At 68.9% G+C, this 18,928-nt stretch carries 14 protein-coding genes; 7 read left to right on the top strand and 7 right to left on the bottom strand.

Annotation, left to right across the window (positions count from 1 at the left end; translation table 11 throughout):
* Positions 1-42: 42 nt before the first annotated feature.
* Positions 43-1,467, bottom strand: coding sequence for a phosphoglucomutase/phosphomannomutase family protein (locus G554_RS0101030; RefSeq protein ID WP_027586453.1), 1,425 nt, complete (start codon positions 1,465-1,467; stop codon positions 43-45).
* A 273-nt stretch (positions 1,468-1,740) separates the two neighbouring features.
* On the opposite strand from G554_RS0101030, the gene G554_RS13895 reads away from it, so the two are divergent.
* The gene (locus G554_RS13895) at positions 1,741-3,864 is read left to right on the top strand and encodes an acetate--CoA ligase family protein (RefSeq protein WP_161626449.1); all 2,124 of its coding nucleotides are present in this window, start codon (positions 1,741-1,743) and stop codon (positions 3,862-3,864) included.
* Between the two features lie 174 nt (positions 3,865-4,038).
* On the top strand, positions 4,039-4,314 hold the full coding sequence (locus G554_RS0101015) for an acylphosphatase (RefSeq protein WP_027586452.1): 276 nt from the start codon (positions 4,039-4,041) through the stop codon (positions 4,312-4,314).
* Between the two features lie 26 nt (positions 4,315-4,340).
* Here G554_RS0101015 and G554_RS0101010 read toward each other — a convergent pair whose 3' ends face one another.
* A complete protein-coding gene (locus G554_RS0101010; protein ID WP_027586451.1) occupies positions 4,341-4,667 on the bottom strand; it encodes a hypothetical protein in 327 nt (108 codons plus the stop codon).
* A gap of 48 nt (positions 4,668-4,715) precedes the next feature.
* Entirely contained in the window at positions 4,716-5,030 is a 315-nt protein-coding gene (locus G554_RS0101005) for a hypothetical protein (RefSeq protein ID WP_161626448.1), read from the bottom strand.
* A gap of 260 nt (positions 5,031-5,290) precedes the next feature.
* On the opposite strand from G554_RS0101005, the gene G554_RS13890 reads away from it, so the two are divergent.
* Together G554_RS13890 and G554_RS0100995 are read left to right on the top strand one after the other, a co-directional pair.
* The gene (locus G554_RS13890) at positions 5,291-6,652 is read left to right on the top strand and encodes a hemolysin family protein (protein WP_051232120.1); all 1,362 of its coding nucleotides are present in this window, start codon (positions 5,291-5,293) and stop codon (positions 6,650-6,652) included.
* Positions 6,649-7,710, top strand: coding sequence for a hemolysin family protein (locus G554_RS0100995; protein ID WP_027586449.1), 1,062 nt, complete (start codon positions 6,649-6,651; stop codon positions 7,708-7,710). Before G554_RS13890 ends, G554_RS0100995 begins: the two co-directional genes overlap by 4 nt.
* A 97-nt stretch (positions 7,711-7,807) precedes the next feature.
* On the opposite strand, the gene G554_RS0100990 is transcribed toward G554_RS0100995, so the two are convergent.
* Complete coding sequence (locus G554_RS0100990; protein WP_027586448.1) at positions 7,808-9,532, bottom strand: NAD-dependent malic enzyme; 1,725 nt, start codon at positions 9,530-9,532, stop codon at positions 7,808-7,810.
* Positions 9,533-9,822: 290 nt separating this feature from the next.
* On the opposite strand from G554_RS0100990, the gene nhaA reads away from it, so the two are divergent.
* Together nhaA and G554_RS0100980 are read left to right on the top strand one after the other, a co-directional pair.
* Positions 9,823-11,028: a Na+/H+ antiporter NhaA gene (gene nhaA / locus G554_RS13885; RefSeq protein ID WP_051232118.1), complete on the top strand. Its 1,206-nt coding sequence runs from the start codon at positions 9,823-9,825 to the stop codon at positions 11,026-11,028.
* Positions 11,029-11,098: 70 nt separating this feature from the next.
* The gene (locus G554_RS0100980; protein ID WP_161626447.1) at positions 11,099-11,863 is read left to right on the top strand and encodes a sulfite exporter TauE/SafE family protein; all 765 of its coding nucleotides are present in this window, start codon (positions 11,099-11,101) and stop codon (positions 11,861-11,863) included.
* 14 nt (positions 11,864-11,877) lie between these two features.
* Here the strand turns inward: G554_RS0100980 and G554_RS0100975 are convergent, their stop codons facing one another.
* Positions 11,878-14,412 carry a YhgE/Pip domain-containing protein gene (locus G554_RS0100975; RefSeq protein WP_084648197.1) on the bottom strand — a complete coding sequence of 845 codons (2,535 nt, stop codon included), beginning with the start codon at positions 14,410-14,412 and terminating at the stop codon, positions 11,878-11,880.
* Entirely contained in the window at positions 14,412-17,312 is a 2,901-nt protein-coding gene (locus tag G554_RS13880; protein ID WP_084648196.1) for an MMPL family transporter, read from the bottom strand. Before G554_RS13880 ends, G554_RS0100975 begins: the two co-directional genes overlap by 1 nt.
* Positions 17,313-17,449: 137 nt before the next feature.
* Here G554_RS13880 and G554_RS0100965 point away from each other — a divergent pair, with 137 nt between their 5' ends.
* The gene (locus G554_RS0100965) at positions 17,450-18,073 is read left to right on the top strand and encodes a TetR/AcrR family transcriptional regulator (RefSeq protein WP_161626446.1); all 624 of its coding nucleotides are present in this window, start codon (positions 17,450-17,452) and stop codon (positions 18,071-18,073) included.
* Positions 18,074-18,147: 74 nt separating this feature from the next.
* Here G554_RS0100965 and G554_RS0100960 read toward each other — a convergent pair whose 3' ends face one another.
* Positions 18,148-18,837, bottom strand: a complete 690-nt coding sequence (locus G554_RS0100960; protein WP_027586444.1) for an HAD family hydrolase — start codon at positions 18,835-18,837, stop codon at positions 18,148-18,150.
* Positions 18,838-18,928: the final 91 nt, after the last annotated feature.

Below are 18,928 nucleotides of genomic sequence, written 5' to 3'. Positions count from 1 at the left end.
AGTGCACCTCAGGAGTTCCGGTATCTGGTCTGCCCGATCGTCTCAGGCCAGGCCGTACTCGGCCACCACGGCGTCGATGCACCGCCTGGCCAGATCCGCATCGGGCATCTCGCAGAACACCCGCAGCAGCGGCTCGGTTCCGGAGAACCGGACGATCAGCCAGCCGCCGTTGTCGAAGTAGACCTTGATGCCGTCCATATCGGAGATGTGGTGGACCGGTACCTCGAACTCGGGCAGGTCCTGGTCGACGTAGATCCGCTGCTTGAGGGCCTCCTTGACCGCCGGATCGAAGGAGAAGTCGTCCTCCACCATCTCCAGGGAGCCGTAGCGCTCGACGATGTCGGCGTAGATCTGGGACAGCGGCTTGCCCTTCCTGGCGATCATCTCGACCAGCAGGGTGCCGGCGTAGACGCCGTCCTTGCCGGAGATGTGGCCCTTGACGGTGAGGCCGCCCGAGGACTCGCCGCCGATCACCGCGCCGGTCTCGGCCATCTTCGACGAGACCCATTTGAACCCGACCGGGACCTCGTAGCACTTCTGTCCGTGGGCCTCGGCGACCCGGTCCAGCAGGTGGGTGGTGGCCAGGTTGCGCACGCAGGGGCCCACCCAGCCCTTCTCCTCGAGCAGGTAGTTGTACAGCAGCACGAGGATCTGGTTGGGGTGCAGGAAGTTGCCGAGATCGTCGATGATGCCGAGCCGGTCGGCGTCCCCGTCGGTGGCGATCCCCAGGTCGGCGCCGCGCTCCACGACCACCCCGGCCAACGCCTTGAGGGTCTTGGAGTTGGGCGAGGGCAGCCGTCCGCCGAAGAGCGTGTCGCGGCGCTCATGGATGGTGTCGACATCGCACCGGGCGGTCAGCAGGATGGTCTGCAGACAGGTCTTGGAGACCCCGAACATCGGGTCGAGAACGACCTTGAGGTGGGCGTGCCGGATGACGTCCAGGTCGACCTGGTCGAGGATCGAGTCGATGTACCAGTTCATCGAGGTCTGGACCCTGATGAGTCCCTGCTCGACGGCCCGGTCGCGCGGCATCGTCCTGACATCGGCCTCGCTGAGCTGGTTGACATGATCCTGGAGGGGCCCGGTGACCTCCACCTCGGCGTCCCGGCCGCCCTCGGTGAAGACCTTGATGCCGTTGTAGACGGCGGGATTGTGGGAGGCCGTGACGGCCAGTCCGTAGGCGCAGCCCTTGTCGCGGACGGTCCACATGATCATCGGGGTGGGGGCCGGGCGGTCGATGAGCCGCACGTGGACATCATTTGCGGCCAGCACCTCGGCGGCCCACCATGCGAACTCCGGGGAGAGGAACCGCTGGTCGTAGCCGATGACGACGGGTCGGTCGGCCACCTTCTCGTGATGGATCCGGTCGGCCAGCCCCTGGGCGAGGCGCTGGACGTTGGTCTTGGTGAAGGTGTCGGCGATCACAGCTCGCCATCCGCCGGTACCGAACTCGATCTGATCAGCCATGTCAACGACGCTAGTCGCAGCCGCGCAGGTTGAGGTACGGCTGATCGCCGAGGTTGATCGACTCGTGCAACCCAGCTGAGCGATCGATCACGAATCGATCCGAACGGCCGGCCCATGGTCATTGGTCCGACCAAAACGGGACCCCGGAAATCGGCCCGGAAAACCCGATGTTAGTGTGCTGGCGACGCGGTCCTGCGAGCCCGCTGGCAACACTTTGACATGGAGGTCTTAGCAATGAGTGGCGAACTGGATTGTCTGTTCACTCCGCACCGCGTGGCGGTCGTGGGAGCGGGCACCAAGCCCACCAACCTCGGACACATGGTGGTCCGCAACCTGCTGAACGGGAACTTCGACGGGGTCGTCTACCCGATCAACCCCAAGCACGAGTCGATCGGCGGGGTGCCCGCCTTCCCGAGCGTCGGTCAGACCCCGGAGGCCCCCGATCTGGCCGTTCTGTGCGTCCCGGCGGTCGGCGTCCTCGACGTCGTCAAGCAGTGCGCCGAGGCCGGCGTCAAGGGAATCATCTGCATGGCGGCCGGGTTCCGCGAGGTCGGACCCGAGGGCCGTGCGATGGAGGACCAGGTCGTCGCCATCTGCCGCGCGAACGGCATGCGGCTGCTCGGGCCGAACTGCCTGGGTCTTCAGGTCCCCGGGCGCCGGCTCAACGCCACCTTCGCCGCCCACATGCCGGTGCCGGGCAATATCGCCCTGGTCTCCCAGTCCGGTGCGCTCACCGCGGCGATCATCGAGTGGGCCATCGGCAAGGGGATCGGCTTCTCCAAGCTGGTCACCCTGGGCAATGCCGCCGATGTCGAGCTGGCCGCCGTGCTCGACTACCTGGCCGATGACAAGGACACCCACTCCGCGGTGGTCTACGCCGAGTCGATCTCCGACGCCCAGGCCTTCACCGCCGCCGCCAAGCGGTTCACCGCCAGGAAGCCGCTGGTGATCTACAAGGCCGGCCGGTTCGCGGCATCCGCCAAGGCCGCCGTCTCCCACACCGGTGCGATGGCCGGCGCCGATGAGGTCTACAACGCCGCCTTCCAGCGGGTCGGCGCCACCCGGGTGCTGAGGATCTCCGACCTCTACCACACCATCGAGCTGCTCTCCGCCGACCGGATCGCCCACCAGCCGACGCTGGCCGTGGTCACCAATGCCGGGGGCCCCGGCGTGATGTCGGTCGATGCGCTGTCGGAGCGCGGCGGGAGACTGGCCGAGATCTCCCCGGCGACCCTCGATGCCCTCAATGAGGTGCTGCCGACCGCGTGGTCGCATGCCAACCCGATCGACGTGCTGGGCGACGCCCCCGCCGCCCGGTACGAGGCGGCCATCAATGCCGCGGTCACCGAGGAGGACGCCGACGCGGTGCTGGTGATCCTCACCCCCCAGGCGATGACCAATATCATCGGCTCCGCCGACGCCGTCATCGCCGCCGCCCACACCACCGACAAGCCGGTGCTGGCGGTGTGGATGGGCGGTGGCGCCGAGAACGAGAAGGCCATCAGGAAGCTCACCTCAGCCGGGATCCCCACCTTCGAGTTCCCCGAGAACGCGGTCGACGCCTTCGTCAATGGCACCGTCTCGCAGCGCCACGCCGACCAGGCTGCTGCTCCGGTCGCCGCGCAGACCGACGACCTCACCCCGGACCGGGAGCGCGCCGCCGCGCTGATCGCCTCGGTGCCCGAGACCGGCCTGCTGCCCGAGACCGAGTCCAAGGAACTGTTCGACGCCTACGGCATCCCGGTGGCGCTGCCGAGGCTGGCCACCTCCGCCGACCAGGCCGCCGCGCTGGCCGACGAGATGGGCTACCCGGTGGTCGCCAAGATCGCCTCCCCCGACATCACCCACAAGACCGACGTCGGCGGCGTGGTGGTCGGCCCGAAGAATGCCGAGCAGGTGAGGGCCGCCTTCGAGCGGATCGTCGCCAATGCCAGGGCCGCCAAGCCGCAGGCCCGCATCGACGGCGTCGTCATCGAGCAGATGGTCGGCGCCGGCAATGCCGAACTGATCCTCGGATCGACCCGCGACCCCTCCTTCGGCCAGACCATCATGGTCGCTGCCGGCGGCACCTCGGCCGAGATCCTCAAGGACTCCGCCCTGCAGCTGGCCCCGGTGGACGCCGCACTGGCCCGCGAGATGGTGGAGTCGCTGCGGATCTGGCCGCTCATCAAGGGCTACCGAGGCGCCGAGGGTGCCGACGTCGACGCCCTGGTGAAGGTCATCACCCGGTTCTCGACCCTGGTGGCCGAGCACCCGGAGATCACCGAGACCGAGATGAACCCGCTGACGGTCTCGCCCTCCGGTGCGATCGCCCTGGACGCCCGGGCCGTCATCGACCTGGATGCCCTGGCCGACCCGCCGGCCCGGTACTCGCATCTGGGGATCCTTCCCGAGTGAGGCGGGCCGAACTCGGCTGAACTCGACGCGACCCGGGCGGGCCCACCCGGAGGTGAGCATCTCACCGACGGATGGGCCCGTCCGGGGCTCGGCAGACCGCGACCGGCACCGCTGCCAGCGGCCGGTTCACCTCATCGGGACCGCAACCCGGGCTCGAGGGGGCACGATGGAGGAATGAGCACCGTTCACGTCCATGTCATCGTCCGCGGAAAGGTCCAAGGGGTCGGTTTCCGCTACTTCGTCCAGGAGACCGCCGAGGCGCTGGCCGTCTCCGGCACCGTCCGCAACTGCGCCGATGGCACCGTCAAGGCCGAGCTGGAAGGCCCCGACCAGGCTGTCCAGGCTGTCGTCGACCGGTTGAAGCAGGGCCCGCGGATGGCGCGGGTCGATGGTGTCGAGACCATCCCGGGAAAGGCCACCGGGGTCACCGGCTTCCAGGTGATCGGCTGAGACGAGGACGGTCGGCGGGCCGACCGTCAGTCGGACCCGGCGGCCGGAGCCGGCCAGCTCGCCGAGATGAACCGGCGGGCCTCGGCGACGTCGTCGCGGCTCAGGTCCTTGCGGTCCTTGCCGACCACCGAGGCGGTGATCGTGGCCACCAGATCCAGCAGGCGGGTCCGTTCCTGCTCGTGCATCCTCAGGTAGCCGCTCTCCTTGCCGGAGAGCTGGTGCCCGTCGGACAGCTTGTCGATGGTTTTCTGCAGTTGCACCAGCCACAGCTGAAGAGCTCGCAGCACCAGGGGCAGTTCAGCGGCCAGCGCCTCGCCCACCACCGCCCGGTCGACCTCGTAGTGATCCGTCATGTCTCTCACCGTAGCGGCCGATCGGCCGGAGCCTCCGGGTCGCCGGCCTCATACCGCGAACCGGGCCAGCGCCTGGGCGAACATCCCATCGGGAACCCGGAGGTCGGCACGGCGCCCGCGGACCTCGATGACCATGTCCATCTGGGACTCATTGACCAGCACGCTGGTGGTGATGCCACTGGCCACCTCCATCCGGATCACGGTGCCGCCCGGAGAGGTCCGGGAACTGCGATAGCGGTCGCGCACGAAGCGGTCGGCGTCCCGGGCCGATCCGGCGTCCACGGCGTCGATGGCCCCCCTGACCCGGGCCACCGCGACCGCCAGCACATCGACCACGCCGTCCCCCTCCGCCATGCTGCTCACCTTCCTCCCGGCCACTGCTCACTCAATCCTCACGCACAGCGCAACACCCGTCGACGGTGCCCGCCGCCCAGCACCGGTCGGCCCACGCACACCTCGGCTGTCACAACCTGCCCATACACTGACCTTCATCATGGACAGTGACAGTTGCAGCCGACAGTCGGCTGAACCTCCTCCCACCCACTCGCCCGCCGCAACCAGCTCGCCGGGGCCGCGACCGGCACGGCTGGATCCAGCACACTCCCGGCACTCAGGGGTCCGGCATGTGGCTTGAGATCGCGTTGCTGATGATCGGTGTCGCACTGACCGGTCTGACCGCAATCTTCGTCTCCTCCGAGTTCTCGCTGGTCGCCCTCGACCAGGCCGCTGTGGAGAACCACGCCGAGCGCGGCGACAGGTCGGCAGCCCGTGTGCTCACGGCGATGAAGTCGCTGTCCACCCAGCTGTCGGGCGCCCAGGTCGGCATCACCCTGACCACCATCCTGTTGGGCTACACCGCCCAGCAGGCCGCCGCCAGGCTGCTCACCGATGCCCTGGGGCATGCCGGCCTGGCCACCGCGCTGGCCACCTCGATCGGCGTCATCGTCGCCGCGGTCCTCATCAACCTGTTCTCGATGCTGTTCGGAGAACTGGTCCCCAAGAACATCGCGATGGCCCATCCGCTGCGCACCGGCGGCCAGGTGGCACCGGTCCAGATGGCCTTCACCGCCCTCTTCAGACCCCTCATCGCAGTGCTCAACGGCACCGCGAACTGGGTGCTGCACCGGATGGGTATCGAGCCCCAGGAGGAGATCTCCTCGGCCCGCTCGGCCTCCGAGCTGGCGGCGATGGTCCGCCACAGCGCCGATGAGGGCACCCTCGATGCCTCGGCGGCGACGCTGTTCACCCGATCCATCCACATCGAGGAACTCACCGCCGTCGACGTGATGACCGACCGCGGCCTGGTCCGGACCCTTCCCGAGCAGGCCACCGCCGCCGACGTCATCTCGCTGGCCGCCGAGACCGGCCACTCCCGGTTCCCGGTGCTGGGTGCCGGCACCGACGAGATCCTCGGTCTGGCCAGCGTCCGGCGGGCGGTCGGCGTCCCCTGGAAGAGACGCGCCGAGGTGCCGGTGATCTCCTCCTCCCTGCTCGACCCGGCCCCCCGGGTCCCCGAGACCCTCGAGCTGCCCCAGCTGCTGGTGCAGCTGCGCGACGAGGGCCTCCAGATGGCGGTGGTCGTCAACGAGTACGGCGGGGTCTCCGGCGTCGTCACGCTGGAGGACGCCGTCGAGGAGATCGTGGGCGATGTCGCCGATGAGCACGACCAGCGCCGCGCCGGGATCCGCTACCAACCCGACGGCGCCATCCTGGTACCCGGTCGGCTGCGCCCCGACGAGCTGGCCGACCGCACCGGCGTCAAGGTCCCCGAGGACGGCCGCTATGAGACCCTCGGCGGGCTGGTGATGTCGGTGCTGGGCAGGATCCCGGTGATCGGCGACGAGGTCTGGACTGACGACGACATCCAGATCGTCGTCACCCGGATGGTGGGACGCCGGGTCTCCCAGGTCCTGGTCCGGCCGGCACCCGAGGAGCCCTCCGGCACCGCCCACCGGTCCGCCAACGGCGCCCGGGAGGACTCATGAGTCCGCTGGCCGGCATCCTCATCACCATCGCCCTACTCGGCGTCAACGCCTTCTTCGTGGCCGGCGAGTTCGCCACCACCTCCTCCCGGCGCTCCCAGATCGAGCCGCTGCTGGAGGAGGGCAGACGCGGTTCGGCCAAGGCGATGTACGCCCTGGAGAACGTCTCCCACATGCTGTCGATCTGCCAGTTGGGGGTGACGGTGGCCTCCACCACCCTCGGTGCAGTCGCCGAGCCAGCGATCGCCCATCTGCTGGCCGACCCGCTGCACGCTCTGGGACTGCCCTCGCAGAGCGCCCACATCGTCGCCCTCGTGGTGGCCCTGATGCTGGTGGTCTTCCTCCACGTCGTCTTCGGGGAGATGGTGCCCAAGAACATCTCCCTGGCGATGCCCCCGCAGGCACTGCTGATCCTGGCCCCGCCGTTGGTGGTGATCGGGCGGGCCGCAGCCCCGGTGATCTACCTGATGGACCATGTCGCCGACTGGTTCGTGCGGCTGGCCGGCCTGGAGCCGCGCAGCGAGATCGCCGCCACCTTCACCGCCCAGGAGGTGGCCTCGATCGTCGAGCGCTCCGAGCAGGAAGGCAAGATCCACGACGAGCTCGGTCTGCTGAGCGGCTCCCTGGAGTTCACCGATCACACCGTCCGGGACGTCATGGTCGGCCTGGACAAGCTCGTGACCTTCTCGGTGGGCCAGACCCCGGCGCAGTTGGAGCATGAGGTCTCGGTCACCGGATTCTCGCGGTTCCCGGTCACCGAGGCCGGCGTCATCATCGGCTACCTGCATGTCAAGGATGTGCTCTACGCCACAGGGGTCGAGCACGACCAGCCGATCGGACGCGACAGGGTCCGGGAGATGGACCGGGTACCGGTCGGCGACGAGCTGGAGGACGCCATGCGCCAGATGCAGCGCACCGGCATCCACTGCGCAGAGGTGGTGGACACCGATCAGGGCGACCACTCGGGAACCACCGAACAGGTGATCGGCGTGCTGTTCCTGGAGGACATCCTCGAGGAACTGGTCGGCGAGGTCCAGGACTCCCTGCAACGCAGGTTCTGACCTCGGGCCGGTCACCGATCCCCCGTCGGGTGCCGGGACGGTGCCTGGCAGCAGGCTGCCGGTGGCCGAGCGACCACCGGGCGGGGTCGGGGACCCCTCAGGCCGCGATCACCCGCGGATACCGCGGCTGCCACATCGCGTCATAGATCGCCTGGACCGGGTTGGAGCCGAGATCGACGGTGGCCAGACCCTGGTTCTGGGCGGCCGCCACCACCGCCAGGGCCACCTTGGCCGAGATCGCCCTCAGGCTGGACATGCTGGGCAGCAGGGCCGCCCCCTTGGCGTGCGCATTGACGGTGGAGGCCAGTGCGGTGGCCGCCGCGGCGATCATCCCCTCCGAGATCCGGGAGGCCCGGCAGGCGATCGCCCCCAGCCCGATGCCGGGGAAGACCAGCGCATTGTTGGCCTGGGCGATCCGGTACCTGGTGCCGTCGAAGGAGACCGGGTCGAAGGGCGACCCGGTGGCGATCAGCGCCCTGCCCTTGGTCCAGGAGATCAGGTCGGAGGGGATGGCCTCCGCCTTCCTGGTCGGGTTGGACAGCGGCATGATGATCGGCCGGTCGCAGTAGCCGGCCATCTCGCGCACCAGCGGCTCGGTGAAGCTGCCGGCCTGGGCCGAGGAGCCGATCAGGATGGTCGGCTTGACGTTGCGGATGACATCGGCCAGCTCGTAGTGGCCCTTGATGTCGAGCTTCCAGCCCTTGAGCTCGGAGCTCGCACGGGCCCAGGGCTGCTGGAAGTCGCGCAGCTTCAGACCCTCGCGCAGCAGCCCGCGCGAACCCAGCCCCCAGAAGTGGCTGCGGGCCTCGTCGGCGTCCATCCCCTCCTCGACCATCACCCGGCGCAGCAGGGATGCGATCCCGATGCCGGCCGTACCGGCCCCGTGGACGACGATCCGATGCTCGGGCAATGGCGTCCCGGAGGCCTTGATGGCGGCCATCAGAGCAGCCACCACGACCGCTGCGGTGCCCTGGATGTCGTCATTGAAGGTGCAGTAGTCGTTGCGGTACTTGGCCAGGATTCGGGTGGCGTTGGCGGCGCCGAAATCCTCCCAGTGAATCATCGCCTTGGGGTAGAGCTTGTGCGCAGTGGTGACGAACTCCTCGATGAAGTCGTCATAACGCTCGCCACGCACCCGGGCATGGCGAGCTCCCAGGTAGGCCTCGTCGTTGAGCAGTTTGAGGTTGTCGGTGCCGGTGTCGAGCACGACCGGCATCACCCGGTGCGGATGAACTCCGGCAGCGGCGGTGTAGACGGCCAGCTTGCCGACCGTGATGGCGACCCCGCCCACCCCCTGGTCCCCGATCCCCAGGATGCCCTCGGAGTCGGTGACGACGATGAGGTCCAGGTCGTCGGGCTGGTGCCCCATCGCCGCCAGTGATCTCTCCACCGTCTCGGGCTCGTCGATCGACAGGAAGACGCCGCGCGGGCGCTGGTACCAGTGGGAGTACTCCTCGATCGCCTGGCCGATGGTCGGGGTGTAGACGATCGGCATCATCTCCTCGATGTGAGCGGCCAGCAGGGCGAAGTACAGCACCTCATTACGGTCGTGCATCGCATTGAGGAAGAGGTACTTGCTCAGCGAATCGGGCTGGGCCTGGTACTGCCGGTAGACCCTTTGCAGCTGGCCCTCCAGGCTCATCACCCCGGTCGGCAGCAGCCCCTCCAGGCCGAGCTCCTCGCGGGTGGTGCGGCTGAATGCCGAGCCCTGGTTGATGACCGGGCTGGCCAGCACCTGATAACCCCGGGCCATCACCTTGACGAACTCCCCGGACCCGTCGCTGCCGAATTGGAACTCGTTCGGTTGGAAACCGGTTGTCATAGCGCTCTCATCTCCGAAAGTCTGTGTTCCATCCGGCGGTGCGGCGATCGTCACCGACGGGTGGGGACGTACACCCGCCAGTCAACCACGGCCGGCCCGGCGGTGCTGGCGGGGGGCGATGATGGCACCGCCAGGGTGCTGCCCGTCGGCCGGCCGGTACCCCGGGTCATGGTGTCCGGAAGCTGTCCTGCCGGGCTCTGTTAGGGTGGCCCCGGTGCGTCGGGAAGTCTGGTCGACCGCCCCGGTTGCTCCGGGGTGCTGTCGACCGAGCTGTCCTGCCAGGAGCCCCGATGACCATCCCGATCCCCTCTCTCGCGGCACGGCTGCGCGTCCTGCTGTCCCGGGAGACCACCGGCGGGGTCCTGGTGATCTGCGCGGCCGGGTTCGGCCTGGTGCTGGCCAACTCGCCGGCACGCGACGGCTTCGGCCATCTGGCCGGCTCGTCGCTGGGCTCTCTCACCGTCGACCAGTGGGCCCAGGACGGCCTGCTGGCGCTGTTCTTCCTCACCGTAGGGTTGGACCTGATCCAGGAGATCCGGGTCGGGGGCCTGCGGGATCCGCGGCGCGCGGCGGTTCCGATCCTGGCGGCCTGCGGCGGGGTGGCGGCCCCGGCGCTGGTGTACTGCGCCGTGGTGGCCCCGGTGTCGGGAGCGCAGTTCGTGCACGGCTGGGCGATCCCCACCGCCACCGACATCGCCTTCGCCCTGACGGTTCTGGTGCTGGCCGGCCGGGGGCTGCCCGATGGGCTGCAGCGGGGCCTGCGGATCTTTCTGCTCACACTGGCGGTCGTCGATGATCTCATCGGGATACTGGTCATCGCGATCTTCTACTCCCATGCCATCGCACTACCGGCCCTGCTGGCTGCGGCGGCCTGTGTGGCGGTCTTCGGCTGGCTGGCTCGACGCCGTCGGATGGCCTGGTGGCTGATGGTGCCGGTGGCGGTGCTCGCCTGGTGGTTCATGTACCGCTCCGGGGTTCACGCCACGATCGCCGGGGTGGCCCTGGGCCTGGTGGTGCCGGCTGTCCGGCGCCCCGATGAGACCGTCTCGCGGGCCACCCGGACCAGTCAGCTCGTCCAGCCCTTCTCCAATGCGGTCGCGCTGCCGGTCTTCGCGCTCTTCGCCGCCGGGGTGCCGGTGCTGGGGACCGGGCGGTCGGGAGGATCGGGCCCGTTCAGCCACCCGGTGCTGTGGGCGGTGGTGGCGGCCCTGGTGATCGGTAAGCCGCTCGGGGTGCTGGCGGTCACTGCCGGCCTGAAGCGCTGGAGTCGGCTGGAGCTGCCTGAGGGGGTCACGATCCGCGACCTGCTGCCGGTCGCCCTGCTGTGCGGGATCGGCTTCACGGTGGCGATGCTCATCGCCGGGTTGTCCTTCGACGCGCAGCCACCGGACGGCGGCGACCTGGTCGATCAGGCGCGGATCGGCGTGCTGGCCGGATCGCTGATCTCCGCGCTGCTGGGCGGGGTCATGCTCCATCACGACTCCCGGCGCGGCTAGCCCGGCCTGCGGCGCGAGAGCCACCGGCCCCGAGCACGCCCACCGTATGCTGATCCGGGGAGAGTGGTTCATGGATATCTCGGTGGCCTCCGCGGCTCTGCTGTTCCTGGCCGGGGCGGCGGCCGGTCTGGTCGGCTACATCGCCGGGCTGGCCTCGCTCATCAGTTACCCGGCGCTGCTGGCTCTGGGCCTCAACCCGTTGGCCGCCAATGCCACCAACACCCTGGCCCAGGTCGGCGCCAGTGCAGGTGCCACCCTCAGAGCCGGCCGCCAGGTCGGCCAGGCGGGGGCCGCCAGGACACTCGAGCAGGTCGTCATCGCCGCGATCGGCGGGGCAGCCGGCGGGGCCCTGCTGGTGACCACCGGGGAGAGGGCCTTCGAGGCGCTGGCCCCCTGGCTCATCCTGTTCGCCTCGCTGCTGATCCTGGCCGCCCCCCTGCTGTGGCGATTCACCTCCGGGGCCGGCACACAGAAGACCTCCGGCTGGGTCGTCTATCTCATGGTGCTGATCCCGGTGTGCGTCTACGGGGGCTACTTCGGCGCCGGATCCGGGGTGGTCTTCCTGGCCGCGACCCTGCTGCTCGGCAGCCAGGAGTACCGCCAGACGATGCTGATGAAGACCGTGCTGCTCGGCGTCTCCAACCTCACCGCCTCGATGGTCTTCGTCTTCTTCGCACCGATCGACTGGTTCGCGGTGCTGGTGATGTTCGCCGGCCAGACGGTCGGCGGCACCCTGGGCCCCGGCGTCCAGCGCCATGGGCCCAACAACCTCAGCCGCTGGCTGATCGCCGCCGGCGGTGTCTTCCTGGCCTGGTGGGTCTGGCACCGGGGCTGAACGACGCCGCCGGCTCAGCTCGCCTCGGCGAGCACCTTCGCGACGGTGGTCCGCCTCGCCCGGTTGACTGCCAGCAGACTGGCCACCACTCCGATCACCAGCCACAGAATGATGGTCAGCAGCGCCCCGAAGCTCGGCAGGTGGCCGGCCAGGATCGCGGTGACCGCCTCCATCGCCGGTTTCAGCGGCGAGATGCCATGGACCCAGCGCACCCAGCCCGGCACCGCCGAGACCACCCCGACGGCGGCCGCAGCCGCTACCAGGACCACCGCGATGAAACGTCCGACAGCATGCAGCCAGCCCGCCAGGGCATGGTTGACGACCAGGAACATCGCCCCGATCAGCAGCAGCATCCCGAACAACCCGAGCCCTCGCACCGCCGAGACGCCGGTGGCCACGGTGGCCAGCAGGGCCAGTCCGGCCGAGCTCACCAGGATGACCCCGGTGCCGGTCGACAGCGAGCTCCACAACAGCGACAGGGTCGACCGCGAGGAGGTCAGCACCCGCGACGGCACGGTGCGTGCCACCAACCAGATGCCCAGTGCCCCGATCCACAGACCGAGGATGAGGATCAGCCCGACCACCCAGGCCGAGGTGCCATTGGGGGTGGTGCTCGAGGAGACCGGAGCCGACACCACGTCCGACAGCTTGGACCGGTCGGAGGCCGAGTAGCTGGGTACCTGGCTGGCGCCCTTGGCGACCTGGGTGGCGAAGGTGTCGGACCCCTTGGCGAGTTTCACCGCCCCCTGGGAGAGCTTGACCTGGCCGTCGTAGAGCTTGTCGGCCCCGGTCGACAGCGAGTGGATCCCGCTGGTGAGCTGGCCTACGCCGGCCACGTACTGCTGGGTGCCGCTGGTCATCGCAGGCATCTGCTGGGCCAGGGTGTGGACCCCGGCGGTGTACTGGCCGACCCCTGAGGTGTACGTCGAGACTCCCGAGGCCAGCGTCCCGACCCCTCCGGTGTAGGTCGACACACCCGAGGTGTAGCTGGAGACGCCCTGGGACAGGGTGTGCACCCCGGCGGTGTACCTGCCGACCCCGGTGGAGTAGCTGGAGGCGCCGTCGGAGACCTTCTCGGCCCCGGTGGCCAGCTGGTGGACGCCGTTCTTGAGGTCGGTGAGCTTCTCGCCGATCTGCGGGGCGCTCTTGAGCAGGGTGAGCAGCTGGTCGACTCCCCCGCCGATCTTGGAGGCATATCCCTGCACGGTGCTGTTGAAGGTGTTGGCCTTGCCCAGCAGCGAGTCGGAGTCCGAGGAGCTCCCCATCGCCGAGGCCGCCTGGCCCATCCCGGCCCTCACCCCGGCAGCCACCTGCTCCTTGGCCTGCGGGGTCTCGCAGGACTGCGGATTGCGCTGGCAGACCTGCGCCACGATCTTGTTGACCTGGTCCTCGCTGGGGTCGGCCATCGCGGCCTGGTAGGACTTCATCCCCGAGTAGATCCCGGAGCTGGCCTGGGAGATCTGGCTGGCCCCGGTCTTGAGCTGGCCGAGCTGATCCAGCTGATCCTGGCTGACCTCGGGCACGTTGACCGAGATCTTCTGGACCTGACTGTCCATCTGGGACAGCCCGTCGGAGACCTGCTTGGCCCCGGAGGCCAGCTGCGTGCCACCTGCATTGAGTTGAGCGCCGTTGGAGTCCAGGGTCTTGGCCCCGGAGGCCAGCTGGTTGCCACCGGACACCAGTTTCCCGCTGGAGGCGTTCAAGGTGGCGGCTCCGGAGGCCAGCTGCTTACCGCCTGCGTTGAGCTTCGAACCGTTGGCATCCAGCAGGGCGACCCCACTGGCGAGCTGGTTGACCCCGACCAGCAGCTTGCTGCCGGCTGCCGAGAGCTGCTGGCCGCCCTGATCGAGCGTGCTGGCACCGGTGGCCAGCTGCTGGGTGCCGCTGGTGGCGCTCTTGATCCCGGTGGCCAGCTGCTGGGTGCCGTCATTGAGCTGATCGGCGCCCTTGCTCACCGAGACCATCGAGTCGCCGAGCTTGTTGAAGCCCAGGTAGATGTTGTCGAGGTACTGGCTGTTGAGGGTCTTGTTGAGAGCGGTCTGGGCGGCCTGGGCGGTCATCGTGGCGATGGTGGAGTCGGTGACCGGGGAGCTCTCGGAGGTGGCGACCGTCACCACTGCCTGGCGGGCGGAGTCCCCCTTGTTCGCCGAGTAGGAGGTGGCGTCCTTGGAGAAGGTCTTGGGGATCGTGATGGAGGCGACGAAGGTGCCGTCCTTGAGCCCGGCGGCCGCCTCATCGGCAGAGGTGAGCTGCCAGCTGATCGGCCGGCCGTCGGTGGTCGCGGTGCCCGAGGAGATGAGCTGGCCGGACAGCTGGCGGCCCATGGGCACGAACTGGCCGTTGAGGGTGACCCCGGCGTCCTGGTTGACGATCGCGGCGCGGACCTGACCGAGCCGGTCGGTCATCTTCCAGGTGGTGCCGATCAGCGCCCCGGCCACGATCAGCGGCACCAGCACCAGGGCGATGACCGAGGCCCAGCTCAACGTGATGGTCGAGTGGGAACGCTCGGCCTTCGGCTGGGAGGCCGGGGAGAACATACGGCGAGTCATCAGTTCGCTCCTTCAGAGAAGGCAGGCAGATGGTCAGAGGGGGAGGACGCCGTCCGGCCGGCGTCGGCAGGGTCGGACTGGCCCGCATCGGACTGGGCCGCATCGGACTGGGCCGGATGGGACTGGGCTGGGCCGGGCGATGTCTGGGAACTGGTGAGCTCCCCGATTCCGTCGGGCTTCAACCACTCCAGTCTGGCGGCGCGCTGGGCGCCGAGCAGCACGCCGGTGCGTCCGGCCGCCCGGGCCCGGGTGCACAGATGCTCCAGGGCAGCCCGCGACTCCGGGTCGACGACCCGGTCGGCGTGGTCGATGACGGCCAACCGGGTGGAGGGGTGCAGCCCCTCACGCAGCCGGTCGGCCAGCCCGTCGGGCTCGGCGGCGTCGACGAAGGTCACCAGCCGGCGTACCCGAGAGGCCCGATCCGGCAGCAGCTCACCGGCCGAACGGCAGTTCCCGGCGTCCAGGTCCAGCCGTCCCGACAGAGCCAGCAGCAGTCCGGTGACAGCGCCGGGCGGCCCGTAGACCGCCTGGACCTCGCCGGGTTCGACGTGGGCGCGCACATCGCTGAACAGCCCGTTGACGGCCAGTCCCTCGCCGTGCACCGCCTCGGTGTGGTCGGCAGTGGGCCAGTCGGCCAGTTCCGCCTCGCGGCGCACCGCCTCACCCTCGATGTCGAGAACCGGAAGGTGCTCGTCGAGCCACTTGGGCAGCCACCAGGCCTTGTCGCCGAGCAGGGTCAGCACCGCCGGCACGAAGGTCATCCGGACCAGGAAGGCGTCGATGACGATGCCGACGGCCAGCGCCAGGGCAATCTCGCGCAGCGCGTGCATGCCCTCGGGGATGAAGAACACGAAGACCGAGAACATGATGAGGGCGGCGGCGGTGACGACCTTGCCGGAGGCCACGAATCCGTCGACGACGGCCTGCTTGGCCGGCACCCCGTGGGTGTAGATCTCACGCATCCGCGACACCAGGAAGACCTCGTAGTCCATCGCCAGGCCGAACAGGATGCCCATCACCACGATCGGCATGAAGGAGATGATCGGCACTGCGGAGTCCATGTTGATGATGTCGAGCCCGATACCGCGATTGAACACCAGCTGGGCGGCGCCCAGCCCGGCACCGGCCGACAGCAGGTAGCCGACGGTGGCCTTGATGGGAACCGCGATCGAGCGGAAGACCACGGTGAGCAGGATCAGGCACAGCCCGACCACGAACAGTGCGAAGGGCAGCATCGCGCTGCCGAGCTGGTTGGAGACATCGATCTGGATGGCGGTCACACCGGTCACACCGGTGTCGACGCCGTACTGGTCCTTCCACTTGGCCTGCTGGTCGCGCAGCCTGCCGACCAGCTCGGAGGTCGCCTCATCGGAGGGGCCGGTGGTGGGGATGACCTGGATCATCGCGGTGTCGACGTTCTGATTGGGGATCGCCACCGGCACCTGCTTGACGCCGGGAAGGGCCTGGATGTCCTTCTTCAGACCGTTGATGACCCCCATCGGGTCGGCGGAGTTGACGATATCCGCGGTGACGATGATCGGGCCGTTGAAGCCGTCGCCGAACTTGTCGGTGAGGGTGTCGTAGGTCTGGCGCGAGGGGGTGCCCAGGGCATCCTCGGCGGCCGAGGGCAGCGAGAGGTGGAGGTCCTTGACCGGGATGGCCAGGGAACCGACCAGCACCACGACGATGAGGATGGTGGCCACCGGCACCTTAGTGACGACATGCACCCACCAGGCGAAGACGCCGCCATGGGAGGCCTTCCCAGCAGGGGCGGCCTTCTGGTCGCCCGCACCTGCCCGGCCCTGCGCAGAGGTGGCCGCATCGGCCTGCTCGCCGTCCTTGGCCTTCGCGGCCCTGGCCTTCCGGCGGCTCCTGCGCGGGGTCATCCGGGTGCCCATCAGCCCCATGAAGGCGGGCAGGATGGTGAGCGCGATGGCCACCGCCAGGGCGACGCCGATGGCGGCGAAGATGCCCATCACGGTGAGGAAGGGGATGCCGGCGATCGCCAGGCCGACCAGGGCGATGATGACCGTGGCACCGGCGAAGACGACGGCTGATCCGGAGGTGGCCACCGCCCGGGATGCCGAGGTCCTCGGCTCGACCCCCTCGGCGAGCTGGTCACGGTGCCGCGACAGGATGAACAGCGCGTAGTCGATTCCCACCGCCAGGCCCAGCATCACCGCCAGCAAAGGGGTGGTGGAGTTGATGGCCGTGAAATTGGCCAACAGCATCGTGATGCAGGTGGAGATGCCGACACCGACCAGGGCGGTGATGATCGGCATCCCCGCAGCGATGATCGATCCCAGGGTGAAGAACAGCACGATGAGCGCGACCACCACACCGAGGGCCTCGGTGACCCCGATGGTGGGGAAGGTGGCGCCGAAGGCCTGACCGCCGACATCCACCCTGCTGCCGGCGGGAAGAGTCTGCTCGATGCGCTTGCCGGCGTCCTGCAGGGCCTGTTTCTGGGCATCGGGGAAGGTGGCGGAGGTCTGGTTGCCGACATCGACCTGGATGACGGCGGCGGTCTTGTCCTCGCTGACCATCCCGGTGACGTACTTGTCCCAGGGCGAGGTGACACTGTGGACGAAACTCAGCCTGCCGAGCTCGGTGACCCCCTTCTCGATCTTCGGCCGGTTGGCCGCCGAGTCCACCGAGTCCCCCTTGGGGACCACGACCACCACGTCGGCGGTGAGGTCGGCGGCCTGGGGGAAGGTGGCCTTGAGGTTGTCCATCGCGGTCTGCGAGGGGGCGCCCGGAATGGTGAAGGTGTCCTCGAAGGATCCCGCGAAGGCTGCGGTGAGCCCGCCGAGCAGTACCAGCACTGCCAACCAGATCGCCAGAACCGTCTTGGCCCGGCGGAAGCACCAGTCGCTGAGATCGTGCAGGAAGGAGGACATCGTCACCTCTGGGTCGTGATCGGATACATGCCCGTATCCGATACAGAAGTGTATGCGATACACTGTCGTATGCAAACCGACGGAGACCGGTTGTGACAGGGCTGAACACGGGCCCAGGGAGGCCAATGATGACCGATGTGGCGACGTCCCACGAGCAGGTCAGCACGCGACGGGCGGCCACCAGGGAGAGGCTGGCGTGGGCCGCTGTGCGGGTGATAGCCCGCAAGGGGGTCGACGGCGCCTCGGTGGAGGAGATCTGCGAGGAGGCCGGGTTCACCCGCGGGGCCTTCTACTCCAACTTCGAGTCCAAGAACGAACTGTGCATCGACGTCCTGCACCGCTCCATCGATCAGACGATCATGGCGCTGGCCACCGAGCTGCCGCGGGTCTCGGCCACCGGGCTGCCGATCGAGCGCAAGCTCGGGCTGGCGATCAAACTGTTCACCAGCACGGTGAGTTCGGATCCGGAGACGATCCTGGCGATCAACGAGATCCGCCTCCAGGCGGCCCGTGATCCGGAGCTGCGGCCGGCCTACCGGGCCCTCACCGAGTCCTGCACACCTGCCCTGCGCGAGCTGGTGGCGGAGGTGATTGCCGCCAACGGTGTCCAGCTGGGGATCTCGGTGGACGACCTGCTGGCGATCATGCGCACCGTCCACGACCAGCAGATGATCGAGGCGATCATCGCCGGGCACCCGGCCGACCACGTCGAGGTGGAGCGCCAGATGTCGACCCTGCTCGGGGCCCTGATGAGGGTCTGAGTTCTGCTCCGGTACCTGCTGCCGGAGCCGGTCGAACCGTCCCGTCGGCCCGACAGGTGGTCACCGGCAGCGGCTCACCCCATCGCCGAGTCGGCGGAGACCACCGAGGGCACCTCCGCGACCGAGCCGAGCAGGAAGTCGGCGCCGACCGCCTCCATCGTCTGACCGTCCCCGGCGCCGGTCAGCACCCCCGCCGAGACCGCACCGGCGTTGCCGGCGGCTTGGAGATCCACCACGGCGTCCCCCACTGCCAGCACCTGGTGGACGTCGATCACCATGGTGCGCTCCATCGCCCGATGGATGAGATAGGGGGCGGGGCATCCGGAGCTGACGTCGTCGGCGGTCACCACGGTGTCGATGAGGTGACGCCGGGCGGGCCACCAGCCCAGCGACTCCATCAGCGGGGTGAGCGCCTGCTCGTCCAGATCGGTGGTGAGAGCGACCCGGATACCACGTTCCTGGAGCTGCGCGAAGACCGATGCGGCTCCGCCGATCTCCTGCGGGGGCTCGCTGGACCAGGCATCGGCCAGGATCTCCTTGAACTGTGCCAGTTGCCGGCGAGCCACCCCGGGACGCGGCCGGACCCCGCCCAGCGACATCAAGGCCGCGATCGCGCTGACCCGCTCGATCCCGGCCCAGGCCTCGACGTCCTCGGCGCTGACCTGCGCCCCGGTCTCCTCGACCGCGGTGCGCAGCGCCCTCGACACCATCCCGCCGTCGTCGACCGTGGTGCCCACCACATCGAAGGTCACCAATGAGATCATCGCCGCTCCCTCTCTCCGCTGCTCGCTGACATCCACCCGAACCCTATGCGCAGGGCCCGGGGCCGCTGCACGACCCGATCGGGGGCCCTCG

The sequence above is a fragment of the Acidipropionibacterium thoenii DSM 20276 genome (assembly GCF_000423445.1).
GTDB lineage: Bacteria > Actinomycetota > Actinomycetes > Propionibacteriales > Propionibacteriaceae > Acidipropionibacterium > Acidipropionibacterium thoenii.
Note: the sequence above shows the minus strand (reverse complement) of the source record. Positions and strands in the feature narration are given on the sequence as shown.